This is a genomic window from Agrobacterium sp. V1 (genome assembly GCF_030518355.1).
Classification (GTDB): domain Bacteria; phylum Pseudomonadota; class Alphaproteobacteria; order Rhizobiales; family Rhizobiaceae; genus Agrobacterium; species Agrobacterium cucumeris.
In genome coordinates this window covers 2,739,229-2,752,375 of sequence record NZ_JAULSF010000001.1, presented here as the reverse complement: position 1 = coordinate 2,752,375, position 13,147 = coordinate 2,739,229, and the positions used below count along the sequence as shown (strand labels likewise).

The window sequence follows — 13,147 nt, the reverse complement described above, 5'->3', positions numbered from 1 at the left end:
CCCATGCCCTGTCTCCAATGATTTCCGCTGGAGGGCAGCCGTGAATATTGCAAGATCCAATGGCATCGAACTCGCCTGGGACAGTTTCGGTGACGTAACCGATGAAGCGATCCTGCTGATTTCGGGTCTGGGGACGCAGATGATTCGCTGGACGATACCTTTTTGCGAGCATCTGGCCGCAGCGGGTTATCGCGTAATCCGCTTCGACAATCGCGATACCGGTTGCTCCACCCACTTCAGCAGTTCGCCCCCACCGGATTTCGGCGCACTTGCATCCGCATTGATGGCAGGACGTCGGCCCCAGGTGCCCTATACACTTGGCGATATGGCAGTCGACGCCGTCAGCCTCCTCGACACACTCGGTATCGCAAAGGCGCATGTCGTTGGACGCTCGATGGGAGGAATGATCGCACAGGTCCTTGCGAGTGATCATCCAGACCGCGTCCTTTCCTTAACGTCGATCATGTCCAGCACCGGTAATCCCGCCCTGCCGCAGGCGGCACCCGATGTCATGGCAATGATGATGACGCCCGCGCCTGACCCCGCCATCGATCAGCAGGGGTTTCTGGCTGCGCGCCTCGCTTTCGCCCGCCGGATTGCCGGTATCGGGTATCCGTTCAACGAAGATGCCCATCGTACCGTCCTGCTGGAAGAGGTGCGTCGCAACCATGATCCCGATGGCGTGGCGCGGCAGATCGCAGGCATGGCGGTGGCAGGAGACCGACGCTCGCGTCTGGCGACGATTACAGCACCGACGCTCGTCATTCACGGAACCGACGATCCATTGATCCCGTCAGCCTGCGGTCAGGATACGGCGCTTTCGATTCCAAATGCGATTTATCTGCCGATCGAAGGGATGGGGCACGACCTTCCAGGCGAACTCGAGCAGACGGTTATCAAGGCCATTTGCAGCATGACCAAAAGGAAAAACTTCGCGGGAGCACCACACCCCACGTAACCCGCCATGGCCCCTGCCATGCGCAATAGCGGCCAAAATCGAACTTCGCCCGTCTCCGTCCGCCAGTACACCTGACGGTGGGACAGCATAGCGTCAAAGTCGCGTTTTCCCGTTTCCGCAAGCGTTGATGGCTATGCTTCCGCACAGACTGAGGTTTCCTGCGCTTTTTGCTGCGCTTACCCCTCTCTTGCGCCTTGCAGCAGGAAAAATCGCTCCTTATATACGCCGCAGAACTGCAGCGAATGTTGCAAATCCAAGTCAAGGAGTTGCCACAAGAATGCCTCACGGGGTTCCGGCAGCTCGCTTCAAGGAGAGAAGAGCATGGCAAAAGTAATCGGTATCGACCTTGGCACGACCAATTCCTGCGTCGCAGTGATGGACGGCAAGGACACGAAAGTAATTGAAAACGCGGAAGGTGCACGCACCACGCCGTCCATGGTGGCATTTTCCGACGATGGCGAACGCCTTGTCGGCCAGCCGGCCAAGCGCCAGGCCGTCACCAACCCGACCAACACCCTGTTTGCGGTCAAGCGCCTCATCGGCCGTCGTTATGAAGACCCGACCGTTGAAAAGGACAAGCACCTCGTCCCCTTCGAGATCGTCAATGGCGACAATGGTGACGCCTGGGTGAAGGCGCAGGACAAGAACTATTCCCCTTCGCAGATTTCCGCGATGATCCTTCAGAAGATGAAGGAAACGGCTGAATCCTATCTCGGCGAAAAGGTCGAGAAGGCCGTCATCACCGTTCCGGCCTACTTCAACGACGCGCAGCGCCAGGCAACCAAGGATGCCGGCCGCATCGCCGGTCTTGATGTTCTGCGTATCATCAACGAGCCGACTGCAGCTGCACTCGCTTACGGCCTCGACAAGAAGGACGGCAAGACGATCGCCGTTTATGACCTTGGCGGCGGTACCTTCGATATTTCCGTTCTGGAAATCGGCGACGGCGTCTTCGAAGTGAAGTCGACCAACGGCGATACCTTCCTCGGTGGTGAAGACTTCGACATGCGTCTGGTCGAATATCTGGCCGGCGAATTCAAGAAGGATCAGGGCATCGACCTGAAGAACGACAAGCTCGCTCTGCAGCGCCTCAAGGAAGCTGCCGAAAAGGCAAAGATCGAACTTTCGTCTTCGCAGCAGACCGAAATCAACCTGCCCTTCATCACGGCTGACGCTTCCGGTCCGAAGCATCTGACGCTGAAGCTCACCCGCGCCAAGTTCGAAAGCCTGGTTGACGATCTGGTGCAGCGCACCGTCGCACCTTGCAAGGCGGCGCTGAAGGATGCCGGCGTTACCGCTGCCGAGATCGACGAAGTCGTTCTCGTTGGTGGCATGAGCCGCATGCCGAAGGTTCAGGAAGTCGTCAAGCAGCTGTTCGGCAAGGAGCCGCACAAGGGCGTGAACCCGGATGAAGTGGTTGCCATGGGCGCCGCCATTCAGGCCGGCGTTCTGCAGGGTGACGTCAAGGATGTTCTGCTGCTCGACGTGACCCCGCTGTCGCTCGGCATCGAAACGCTGGGTGGCGTCTTCACCCGTCTGATCGATCGCAACACGACGATCCCGACGAAGAAGAGCCAGACCTTCTCGACCGCCGAAGACAACCAGTCGGCCGTGACCATCCGCGTTTCGCAGGGCGAGCGTGAAATGGCGCAGGACAACAAGCTGCTCGGCCAGTTCGACCTCGTTGGTCTGCCGCCGTCGCCGCGTGGCGTTCCGCAGATCGAAGTTACCTTCGATATCGACGCCAACGGCATCGTGCAGGTATCCGCCAAGGACAAGGGCACCGGCAAGGAACAGCAGATCCGCATCCAGGCCTCCGGTGGTCTGTCCGATGCCGACATCGAAAAGATGGTCAAGGACGCCGAGGCCAATGCCGAAGCCGACAAGAAGCGTCGTGCGGGTGTCGAAGCCAAGAACCAGGCAGAAAGCCTTATTCACTCCACCGAAAAGTCGGTGAAGGAATATGGCGACAAGGTTTCCGAGACCGACCGCAAGGCGATCGAAGATGCCATTGCCAGCCTGAAGACGGCGGTTGAAGCTTCCGAGCCTGACGCCGACGACATTCAGGCGAAGACCCAGACCCTCATGGAAGTTTCCATGAAGCTCGGTCAGGCCATCTATGAAGCACAGCAGGCCGAGGCCGGCGATGCTTCTGAAGGCGGCAAGGATGACGTCGTCGATGCCGACTATGAAGAAATCAAGGATGACAAGAAGTCCGCATAATCGCGTGACTTCCCTACTCCTCACACCATATGCAAGACATCCGGCTGCCGACGTGCAGCCGGAAATCCATTTGCGGGGCTTGTTAACTTAATGGCGAAAGCAGACTTTTACGAAACACTCGGCGTCAGCAAGACCGCGGACGAAAAAGAGCTGAAAAGCGCCTTCCGCAAACTCGCGATGAAATACCATCCGGACAAGAACCCGGATAACGCCGAATCCGAGCAGAAATTCAAGGAAATCAACGAAGCATACGAAACGCTGAAGGACCCGCAGAAGCGCGCGGCCTATGACCGTTTCGGCCACGCCGCGTTTGAAAATGGCGGCATGGGTGGTGGTGGCATGGGCGGTGGCGGTTTCGCCAATGGCGGCTTCTCCGACATCTTCGAAGACATTTTCGGTGAGATGATGGGTGGTGGTCGTGCGCGCCGCTCTTCCGGCGGGCGCGAGCGCGGGGCCGATCTTCGCTACAATATGGAAATCACGCTGGAGGAAGCCTTCGCCGGAAAGACGGCGCAGATCAGGGTTCCGACCTCGATTACCTGCGACGTCTGTTCCGGCTCTGGCGCCAAACCCGGCACGCAGCCCAAGACCTGCGCCACCTGTCAGGGTTCCGGACGCGTGCGCGCGGCACAGGGCTTCTTCTCGGTGGAGCGCACCTGCCCGACCTGCCATGGTCGCGGCCAGACGATTTCCGATCCGTGCGGCAAGTGCCACGGTCAGGGTCGTGTAACGGAAGAGCGTTCGCTCTCGGTCAACATTCCCTCGGGCATCGAGGACGGCACGCGCATTCGTCTACAGGGCGAAGGCGAAGCCGGCATGCGTGGCGGCCCGGCGGGTGATCTTTATATCTTCCTGTCCGTGCGACCGCATGAGTTCTTCCAGCGCGACGGTGCCGACCTTTATTGCACCGTGCCGATTTCGATGACGACGGCAGCGCTTGGCGGCACCTTCGATGTCACGACGCTCGACGGCACCAAATCGCGCGTCACGGTTCCGGAAGGCACCCAACCGGGCAAGCAGTTCCGTCTGAAGGGCAAGGGCATGCCGGTGCTGCGTTCGGCGCAGACCGGTGATCTCTACATCCAGATTCAGATCGAGACGCCGCAGAAGCTCAGCAAGCGTCAGCGCGAGCTGTTGCAGGAATTCGAACAGCTCTCCTCCAAGGAGAACAATCCGGAATCGACCGGCTTCTTTGCCCGGATGAAAGAATTCTTCGACGGCTGATTGTCGACGGCTACGTTCATTAATAATAACGCCGCCATCCTTCGGGACTGGCGGCGTTTTCATTTCTGGCTCAGCCGGAAAAGCCACCTTCATCAAGATATTGCCGTTCCTCCGGCGTCGTTTCCCGCAGCAATATGTCGTTGCGATGCGGAAAGCGACCGAAACGCTCGACGATATCGCGATGTTCTTCGGCATGGTGCAGATAAAGCCCGCCAAGCGGCTGGTTCAAGTCACAGGCGCGCTGCTGGGCCGCAATATCCTCGGCATGGGAAAAGGGCAGATAGAAGAAAACGCGCAGATCCTCGCTCACTGCCTGATCGTGACCACGGCGTATGGCCTCATCGGCAAACAGACGTGCCAGCGGATCGGTGGCGTACATATGGGCGGTGCCACGAAAGCAGTTGCGCGGGAACTGGTCGAGAAGAAGCATCAGGGCAAGACTGCTTTCCGCACCGGCCAGCCAGCCATCCAGTTCACGCCGTGCAGCAGCGAAATGGGCATCGCGGAAGCGGTCGTGAAAGTGATTGTCGAAGGCGGCATCCTTGTCGAACCATTTGTCCGGCCCGGCCTTTTTCCAGAAATTGGTGATTTCGGCGGCAAGTGCGGCTGTGTCGTCTTTCATCGGGTGCTCCCTGTCAGTAATGCGGTGGCCGGGTGATGGCTGGCGCGTCCAGCGATTGCTCCTCAAGGCTCAGGAACCGTTCCGTCAAGCGGTCGAGCTTGGCGCGGGTCTGCTCCACCACCTTCCACTGTTCCGTCAGCTGGTCGGACAGTTCCTCGATGGTCTTTGCCTGATGCGCGATCGTTTCCTCGAGCGCAATGATCCGTTTTTCGGTTTCCGACGTCATATCGACCTCTCTTTCCCGCCCTTCCTTGGGCTTAAAAGCGCGGGAGTCAACCATATGTCGCTTTCGTGAAGCGAATTCGTCACAACCGATCCAGACACAAAAAAGCCGGCGATGCTTCCATCGCCGGCGTCTCAGGGTTTGATATTGCTCAGTCTTCTTCCACGAAAACCTCTTCGCGTTTCTTCTTCACGCTGGGCAGGAAGACGATGATCAGGACGGCCAGAGCGATGAAAAGCAGGGTGGCGCTGATCGGGCGGGTGACGAAGGTCGTCGGATCGCCACGCGACAGGATCATGGCGCGACGCAGGTTTTCCTCCAGCAGCGGCCCGAGCACGAAGCCCAAAAGCAGTGGGGCGGGCTCGCAGCGCAGTTTTACCAGCACGTAACCGATGAAACCGAAGAAGGCGACGGCATAGAGATCGAAGACGTTGGAATTGACGCTGTAGACCCCGATGGCGCAGAAGGCCATGATGATGGGGAACAGCACGTAATAAGGTACCGTCAGGAGCTTCACCCACAGCCCGATCAGCGGCAGGTTGAGGATGACGAGCATCAGGTTGCCGATCCACATGGAGGCGATGATGCCCCAGAACAGCGCTGGCTGTTCGGTTGCAACGTTCGGACCCGGCACGATGCCCTGAATGATCATCGCACCAATCATCAACGCCATGACCGGGTTGGCTGGAATGCCAAGCGTCAGCAGCGGGATGAAGGAAGTCTGCGCGCCGGCATTATTGGCCGATTCCGGACCGGCAACACCGGCAACCGCGCCATGCCCGAATTCTTCCGGGTTCTTGGAGACGCGTTTTTCCACCGTATAGGAGGCAAAGGCCGCAAGAATTGCCCCGCCGCCCGGCAGGATGCCGAGAGCCGAGCCGATAACCGTGCCGCGCAGCACCGGGCCGATCATGGCCTTGAAATCTTCCTTCGACGGCATCAGGCTACTGACCTTGGCGATCAGCACCGACCGGGTGCGTTCATTCTCGAGATTGCGCAGGATTTCCGCAATACCGAAGACGCCCACGGCGACTGCAACGAAGTTCAGGCCATCGGCATATTCGCGGATGCCGAGGGTGAAGCGCGGCGTACCGCTATAGATATCCGTACCAACCAGACCAAGCAACAGACCGAGCACGACCATGGCCAGCGCCTTGACGATGGAGCCATGGGCAAGTGCGATGGACGAGACAAGGCCGACGACCATCAGCGAGAAATATTCAGCGGCACCGAATTCCAGCGCGATGGCCGTCAGAGGCGGAGCGAAGATTGCCACGAGGAAGGTGGAAACCGTACCCGCGAAAAACGAGCCGATGGCGGCGATTGCAAGTGCAGCACCCGCCTTGCCCTTGCGTGCCATCTGGTAACCATCAATGGCGGTCACGGCGGAGGAAGACTCCCCCGGCATATTGATGAGAATGGCCGTGGTTGAACCGCCATATTGCGCGCCGTAATAAATGCCGGCGAGCATGATCAGTGAGGAGACGGGCTCAAGCTGAAAGGTGATTGGCAGCAGCATGGCGATGGTCGCCGTTGCGCCGATGCCCGGCAACACGCCGATGAGGGTGCCGAGCAATACGCCGATCAGGCAGAAAAACAGGTTTGCCAGCGACGAAGCGGTGACGAAACCGAGAGCGAGATTATTGAGCAAATCCATCGGGGCGCCTCAAAATTTAAGCCAGGGGCCGAAGCGCTGGAATGGCAGGCCGAGACCATAATTGAACACAGCAACGGAGAAGACCGTGATGGCGGCGGAAATAACGACGGCCATCAGCGGGCTCATCTTGTGCGAGGCGAAGGCTGCGATAAGCGCGCTGAAAAACAGTGCTGGCACGAAACCCAATCCGCGAACCGTGAAGCCGAAAAAGATCGGCGCGGGCAGGATGAAAAAAATCCCCCGCCAGGCGATGGCGCCGATGACATCACCCTGCACGCGGGTGGCGCGGAAGAATATGACGCTGCCGAGCAGGATCAGCACGATTGCCAGAACAAGCGGGAAATAACCCGGCCCCATGCGGAAGGCGGTTCCGATTTCCAGCCCGAAGGATTGCAAGGCGAAAAAAGCGCCAAAACCGATGAATATGGCCCCGCAGGCTGCTTCGGCAGGGTCAATGAAAAACGACTTCATGAAAGTTGCCCCTCCACTGCGGCCGGCAATACACCGTTCCGCGCGTTAAAAATGACGGCAGAAAACCGGCGGCGAGACGCCGCCGGTCACTTCCTGATCATCAATCGGCATATTGGCCGGCGGACTCGATAACCGGCTTCCAACGAGCGATTTCGCTTTCAAGCTTGGCCTTGAGTGCCGCAGGCGTCGCATCGCTTTCAGGGGAAGGCGTGGTGCCGAGCTCGGCAAAACGAGCAGCGACATTCTTGTCCTTCAGCGCGACCTGCAGCGACTTGGAGAGCTTTTCGTTGATTTCGGCAGGCGTGCCCTTGGGCGTATAGATGCCGTGCCAGATACCGACTTCGAGTTTCGGCAAGCCTTCTTCAGCGACCGTCGGCACATCCGGAAGCACGTCGAGCCGCTTGGCCGTGGTTACGGCATAGGCCTTCACGGTTCCGCCCTGGATCTGCTTGGTGGTGTTGGTGGTCTGGTCGCACATGATATCGACCTGGCCGCCGAGCAGGTCGGTCATGGCCGGGCCTGTGCCCTTGTAGGGAACGGTGACCAGCGGCGTCTCAATGGCGCTCATGAACAACATGCCGCACAGATGCGATGCGGCGCCGATGCCGGCATTGGCGACGGTGACCTTGTCCTTGTTCGCCTTGGCGTAGTCGATCAGACCCTTGAGGTCCTTCGTCTCGAGGTTCTTGCGCGACAGAATGGTCATCGGCACTTCGGTGACCAGACCGACATATTCGAAAGCGTTTGTCGTGTCATAGGCAAGCTTGCGATAGAGCGTGGCGCTGGTTGCCATGCCGATATGGTGCAAGAGAACCGTGTAACCGTCCGGATCAGCCGAAGCCACACGGCCAGCGCCGAGCGTGCCGCCCGCGCCGCCGACATTTTCGACGATGATCTGCTGGCCAAGATCCTTCGACATGGATTCGGCAACAAGGCGCGCTACCGTATCCGTCGGGCCACCGGCAGCAAAAGGCACGACCATGGTGATGTTACGCTCGGGATAATTCTGAGCGGATGCGGACAGCGCAAAAAGGGAAACGGCAGCGGCGGCAGCAAGGCCGGTGACTGTCTTCAGTATTTTCATCGATTCCTCCCGGATGAAAATTTTCGCCACTTCAGCCGCGCATACTCCTCTATGGCGGCCGGGGTGAGCTATTTGCGATCCGGGATTGTCGTTCAGCAACGGCGGTCTTGCCAAGAGATGCGCTTTTATCGTCGTCACAAACAGCAATGGGTGGATTTCTACCCATAGGGGTTCATCCGTGGGTGGAAATCCACCCATCACACCTCTGTCATATGACGGTGTAGCTCGTATTTCTGCATTTTTTCGTAAAGCGTTTTGCGGGAAATGCCGAGGCTCTCATAGACGGATTTCAGATTGCCGCCATGGACGGCAATCGCGCGTGCAATCAGGCTTTTTTCATAAGCTGCAACCCTTGTGGCAAGCCCTTCCCTACCATCGTCCTGAAACGACGGCGAGGCTTCGGAAGCATCACTTTCCAGACCAAGGACGAAGCGGTCCGCCGCATTGCGCAATTCACGGACGTTGCCAGGCCACTCGCGAAGGGAAACGACTGAAAGCAGTTGTTGCGGCACGTCCACATCCTCCCGCCCGTAACGGGCGGCAGCCTCCCGCACCAGATGCAGGAAGAGCAGCGGTATGTCGGCACTGCGTTGCGACAAAGAGGGCACGAGGATTGTCGCGACATTCAGGCGATAAAGAAGATCGGCGCGGAACCGGCCCGCGGCGACTTCCTGTTCCAGATCGACCTTGCTGGTGGCAATGAAACGGACGTCGAGTTCGACGATTTCATTGGAGCCGAGGCGGGTAATCACCCGCTCCTGCAAGACACGCAGGAACCGGCCCTGCAATTCGAACGGCATGGAGCCGATTTCATCCAGCAGGATGGTGCCGCCACGGGCGTGCTCGAACTTGCCGTAACGCGGGCGCAGCGCACCCGGAAAAGCGCCGGCCTCATGGCCGAAGAGTTCGCTTTCGATCAGCGTCTGCGGGAGGGCAGCGCAATTGATCGCGACGAAGGGCCGGTTGGCTCTGGCGCTGATATCATGCAGCGCCCGCGCCACCACCTCCTTGCCCGCACCGGTATCGCCGACGATCAGCGTATCGGCGTCCGTCGCGCCGATGGCACGGATGCGATACCGCAGATCGACCATGACCTGGGTTCGGCCCGGCAAACGTGTTTCGAGATCGTCATGTTTGCCGGCCACCGCCTTCAGGCGGCGGTTTTCCAGCACCAGCGCCCGCCGGTCATTGGCTCTCTTGATGATGCCGGCGAGATATTGCGGCGTGAACGGCTTTTCGATGAAGTCATAGGCGCCATTGCGCATGGCATTGACCGCCAGCTGCACATCGCCGTGTCCGGTCATGAGGATGACAGGTATTTCCGGGTCAAGCTCCCGCACCTTCTGTAAAAGCGTCATGCCATCCATGCCCGGCATGCGGATATCGCTGACCACGACGCCGTCGAAGCTGTAACCGATGAGTTCGAGCGCATGTTCGGCGCTCGCCAGCATGGTGACGGCGAAACCGGAAAGCTCCAGCGCCTGTGCGGTGGAGAAACGCAGCTCCTCCTCGTCATCGATCAACAGAACCCGCGACATGGTCATTCGGCGGCCACCTCCATACGATAGACGGCGGCCGGTAATTCGATCTCGAACTCTGCGCCGCCATCGGCATGGTTTCGCACACGCAACTGGCCGCCGAAATCCTTGATGATGTTGTAGGAGATGGAGAGGCCAAGGCCGAGACCGCGTCCTACACCCTTGGTGGTGAAGAAGGGATCGAAGATGCGTTCAGAAATCGCCGGCGGCACGCCGGGGCCGCGATCGCGAATGAAAATCGACACTGTCTGGTCATGCTGCACAGCCTGCAGGGAAATGCGGCGATCCTCGCACCCTTCCACGGCATCGGCAGCATTGGAAATGATGTTGACGAGCACCTGCTGCAGCCGCACTGAGCCGGCCTTCACCGCAAGCGGCACCGGGCCAAGATCAACATCCAGCACCGCATTGGCAGCCTTCAATCGCGCACCGACGATTTCCAGTGTATCGCGAAGCACGGCCTCCAGACCGACCGCCGCCATTTTTTCGTTGGGCTTGCGGGCGAAATTCCTCAAGTGTTTGCTGATGGACGCCATACGATCGATGAGGCCCGAAATGCGTCTGAGGTTTTCCGTCACGTCGTCCAGACGCCCGCGCTCCACCAGGAGAGAGGCGTTTTCCGCATAGTTCTTGGCGGCAGCAAGCGGCTGGTTAAACTCGTGCGACAGAGCCGCCGACATCTGACCGAGTGCGGCAAGCTTACCCGCCTGTACCAGATCATTCTGCATCTTGCGCAATTGCTTCTCGGTCTGACGGCGTTCGGCGATCTCGTGCTTGATCTCCTGGTTGACCCGGGCGAGATCGGCGGTGCGTTCCTCTACCCGGCGCTCCAGCTCCGCCTGCGCCTCGGCCTGATGCGTCAGGCGCTCACGCAGACGCCGCCGCCTCTGCAGGATCGCGGCAATGAGGGCGGCGGCAAGGCACAGGCACAGGATGATGGCGATCATCGCCGTCTTGACCTGTGTTCTGACTGAACCCGTATCCATCAGCACGCTGACGGTCCAGCCGGCATCCGGCATCGGCTGGGAAAGGACCATATATTCCCTCTCCCCGTCATTCTGGGTAATCGTCATCAGTTGATGGGAGCCGAAATTGCCGTTTTTCAGCGGCAGCTCCTTCAGCGTAGCATTTGCGTATCGACGGGAGGCCTCCGTGCGCGCCAACCTTTCGGGTGTCAGCGGCATCAAGCCGGAATAGAGCCATTGCGGCGTTCCGGTCATGAAAATGATGCCTTCCGGATCGGAGACGAGAATACGGTTTTCGCCATCACCGAAGGAGGCCTCTATGCCTTCGATATCGACCTTGAAGACGATGACGCCCTTGATCTCCTCATTAAAGAGAATGGGAGCGGAAAAATAATAACCGCGCTTGAAGGAGGTCGTGCCAAGCGCGAAGAATCGTGACTGGAAGCCCTTGGCAGCATCCTGAAAATAGGGGCGATAGCTGAAATTCTCGCCAACGAAGCTGGTCGGTCCATCATAATTGCTGGCCGCGACGGTCTCGCCGTCCAGCGTGATGATGTAGATATCGGAGGATTCCAGCAGGGTGTTGATGGATTTGAGATAGACATTGGCACGCTGGCGCAGCGCCTCATCTTTCGGATGCGCGACCAGTTCCTCAATGTCGTCGTGGTCGGCAATCAGGGCCGGCAGTGGCTCGTAACGGCTCAAAAGCCCGCCGAGGGCCGAGACGGCCAGCCGCAGAGTAGTGCGGCCCTGATCGGAGACTTCTCCGAAATAGCTTTCCGCAATGATGCCGCCACCCCTTGTCACGGCGCCATAACCCAGGCCGAGGCTGAGAAATATCAGCAAAATCCAGCGATATTTCACCGAAGCTCCTCTCCCACATCAGGCTCCCGCTAACTCCCACAGGGAGTGTAAGAGGTGTTATCTTATTTTCCAAGTGACCCACCTTTGACTGACGCCACCTTCAGAAAACAAAAAACCGGCCACGAGGGCCGGTTTTTTGCAAATAAGATTTCAGAAAAGCTTATGCGCTTTCCTTCGGCGTCAGAACTTGACGGCCACGATACATACCGGTCTTCAGATCGATATGGTGCGGGCGGCGCAGTTCGCCGGAGTTCTTGTCTTCAACGTAGGTTGCAGACTTGAGACCGTCAGCCGAGCGGCGCATGCCGCGCTTGGACGGGCTTGTTTTTCTTTTTGGTACAGCCATTTTTGTTACTCCACTTTAGCGGCGAAACAACGGAACCGGCCAGAACCAAAGGCCGAATGTCGGGTGTCTCGATATCGGAAATTTGGCGCGCTTATACATGCCCAAACGGGCTTTGACCAGCCCTGACGCGCATTTTTTCCGATTCAGCGGAATTGGTGCAACGGGCCGCCGTCAGGCGTAGCAAATCATGCCTCACCTCTTATCAAAAACGACAAGCTCCTTGAAGTGGTTCATATCCTTGAATTCACAGAAAGCCGGTGGACGCATCTCGATGACCGGCGCTGCCGCGCGCAGTTCTTCCAATTCTTCATCGAGCATTACCTGCCAGCGCGACAGGCATTCCGGATCGAACCAGCGCGTGATGTAAGACAGCGTAATATGGAACTCATAACTTTCATGGTTGGGATGCCGGTAACCGAAAGCTTCGGCAAACGCATCGCGCCACAACGCAACGATCCGGTCGTCTTGCGCGGTCACACCCTGCATCACCAGTCCTGTGGGCTTGAGACCAGTCACCTGCATCCTGAAAACCGGAAGGGTTGGAAAGGCCGAAAGACGGTCGCGATAATAGTCCGTCATTGTGTCAATCGGCGTATCGAGCGGCATGTTCTCCGGCCAATAGGGCAGAGCGCGCCGGAATTCGATGATGCCCTGAAACACCGTCATATGCAGGCTGGAAACCGGCGTGAAGGCAAGCTGCGATGCCTCGGGCATATCCAGGAAGCGCTGGCGCGTCCTGATGATCGCGCTTTCGCCCTGCGATCCTTCGACGAGATGGCAAACCACCGTGTTGCCCGGCTCGGGCAGAAATTCGCCGTCCAAATTATAACGGCTGCCAAGATGGCGCGGTGGCATATCGTGGCTGTTGGCGGAGAAATATTCCAGATCTTTCGAGACGAGCGGGGCGTGCATCGGGGAACTCCTTGTGAGAGGCTTCCCCTAGTCTGCGCACGCAACAAACCAATGACATTG

The 13,147-nt window shown here is 58.6% G+C and carries 12 protein-coding genes; 3 read left to right on the top strand and 9 right to left on the bottom strand.

Going from position 1 to position 13,147, the window contains the following annotated elements; genetic code table 11:
• Positions 1-40: 40 nt before the first annotated feature.
• From QSV77_RS13180 to dnaJ, 3 genes are all read left to right on the top strand, one after another.
• Positions 41-958 carry an alpha/beta fold hydrolase gene (locus tag QSV77_RS13180; RefSeq protein ID WP_302733752.1) on the top strand — a complete coding sequence of 306 codons (918 nt, stop codon included), beginning with the start codon at positions 41-43 and terminating at the stop codon, positions 956-958.
• Between the two features lie 321 nt (positions 959-1,279).
• Complete coding sequence (gene dnaK, locus QSV77_RS13175; RefSeq protein WP_142840755.1) at positions 1,280-3,181, top strand: molecular chaperone DnaK; 1,902 nt, start codon at positions 1,280-1,282, stop codon at positions 3,179-3,181.
• Positions 3,182-3,271: 90 nt separating this feature from the next.
• Positions 3,272-4,405 carry a molecular chaperone DnaJ gene (dnaJ, locus tag QSV77_RS13170; RefSeq protein WP_035219642.1) on the top strand — a complete coding sequence of 378 codons (1,134 nt, stop codon included), beginning with the start codon at positions 3,272-3,274 and terminating at the stop codon, positions 4,403-4,405.
• A gap of 70 nt (positions 4,406-4,475) precedes the next feature.
• On the opposite strand, the gene QSV77_RS13165 is transcribed toward dnaJ, so the two are convergent.
• From QSV77_RS13165 to QSV77_RS13125, 9 genes are all read right to left on the bottom strand, one after another.
• Positions 4,476-5,027 (bottom strand): DUF924 family protein, encoded by a 552-nt coding sequence (locus tag QSV77_RS13165; RefSeq protein ID WP_302733751.1) that lies wholly within the window; start codon positions 5,025-5,027, stop codon positions 4,476-4,478.
• A 13-nt stretch (positions 5,028-5,040) separates the two neighbouring features.
• The gene (locus QSV77_RS13160; RefSeq protein ID WP_013635242.1) at positions 5,041-5,253 is read right to left on the bottom strand and encodes a SlyX family protein; all 213 of its coding nucleotides are present in this window, start codon (positions 5,251-5,253) and stop codon (positions 5,041-5,043) included.
• Positions 5,254-5,401: 148 nt separating this feature from the next.
• Positions 5,402-6,907, bottom strand: coding sequence for a tripartite tricarboxylate transporter permease (locus QSV77_RS13155; RefSeq protein ID WP_142840753.1), 1,506 nt, complete (start codon positions 6,905-6,907; stop codon positions 5,402-5,404).
• Between the two features lie 9 nt (positions 6,908-6,916).
• The gene (locus QSV77_RS13150) at positions 6,917-7,378 is read right to left on the bottom strand and encodes a tripartite tricarboxylate transporter TctB family protein (protein ID WP_046799131.1); all 462 of its coding nucleotides are present in this window, start codon (positions 7,376-7,378) and stop codon (positions 6,917-6,919) included.
• Positions 7,379-7,478: 100 nt separating this feature from the next.
• Complete coding sequence (locus tag QSV77_RS13145; protein ID WP_142840752.1) at positions 7,479-8,462, bottom strand: tripartite tricarboxylate transporter substrate-binding protein; 984 nt, start codon at positions 8,460-8,462, stop codon at positions 7,479-7,481.
• 197 nt (positions 8,463-8,659) lie between these two features.
• Positions 8,660-10,006, bottom strand: coding sequence for a sigma-54 dependent transcriptional regulator (locus tag QSV77_RS13140; RefSeq protein ID WP_142840751.1), 1,347 nt, complete (start codon positions 10,004-10,006; stop codon positions 8,660-8,662).
• Positions 10,003-11,829, bottom strand: a complete 1,827-nt coding sequence (locus tag QSV77_RS13135) for a sensor histidine kinase (protein ID WP_302733749.1) — start codon at positions 11,827-11,829, stop codon at positions 10,003-10,005. Before QSV77_RS13135 ends, QSV77_RS13140 begins: the two co-directional genes overlap by 4 nt.
• A 160-nt stretch (positions 11,830-11,989) precedes the next feature.
• A complete protein-coding gene (rpmF, locus tag QSV77_RS13130) occupies positions 11,990-12,175 on the bottom strand; it encodes a 50S ribosomal protein L32 (RefSeq protein WP_003507205.1) in 186 nt (61 codons plus the stop codon).
• 192 nt (positions 12,176-12,367) lie between these two features.
• Positions 12,368-13,087 carry a DUF1868 domain-containing protein gene (locus QSV77_RS13125; protein WP_302733747.1) on the bottom strand — a complete coding sequence of 240 codons (720 nt, stop codon included), beginning with the start codon at positions 13,085-13,087 and terminating at the stop codon, positions 12,368-12,370.
• Between the last annotated feature and the right edge of the window lie 60 nt (positions 13,088-13,147).

Excerpts from the sequence above, each read along its gene's own strand:
- QSV77_RS13165 (WP_302733751.1), bottom strand. The coding sequence starts at position 5,027 with ATGAAAGACGACACAGCCGCACTTGCCGCCGAAATCACCAATTTCTGG.
- QSV77_RS13145 (WP_142840752.1), bottom strand. The coding sequence starts at position 8,462 with ATGAAAATACTGAAGACAGTCACCGGCCTTGCTGCCGCCGCTGCCGTT.
- rpmF (WP_003507205.1), bottom strand. The coding sequence starts at position 12,175 with ATGGCTGTACCAAAAAGAAAAACAAGCCCGTCCAAGCGCGGCATGCGC.
- dnaJ (WP_035219642.1), top strand. The coding sequence starts at position 3,272 with ATGGCGAAAGCAGACTTTTACGAAACACTCGGCGTCAGCAAGACCGCG.
- QSV77_RS13125 (WP_302733747.1), bottom strand. The coding sequence starts at position 13,087 with ATGCACGCCCCGCTCGTCTCGAAAGATCTGGAATATTTCTCCGCCAAC.
- QSV77_RS13155 (WP_142840753.1), bottom strand. The coding sequence starts at position 6,907 with ATGGATTTGCTCAATAATCTCGCTCTCGGTTTCGTCACCGCTTCGTCG.
- QSV77_RS13160 (WP_013635242.1), bottom strand. The coding sequence starts at position 5,253 with ATGACGTCGGAAACCGAAAAACGGATCATTGCGCTCGAGGAAACGATC.
- QSV77_RS13150 (WP_046799131.1), bottom strand. The coding sequence starts at position 7,378 with ATGAAGTCGTTTTTCATTGACCCTGCCGAAGCAGCCTGCGGGGCCATA.
- QSV77_RS13140 (WP_142840751.1), bottom strand. The coding sequence starts at position 10,006 with ATGACCATGTCGCGGGTTCTGTTGATCGATGACGAGGAGGAGCTGCGT.
- dnaK (WP_142840755.1), top strand. The coding sequence starts at position 1,280 with ATGGCAAAAGTAATCGGTATCGACCTTGGCACGACCAATTCCTGCGTC.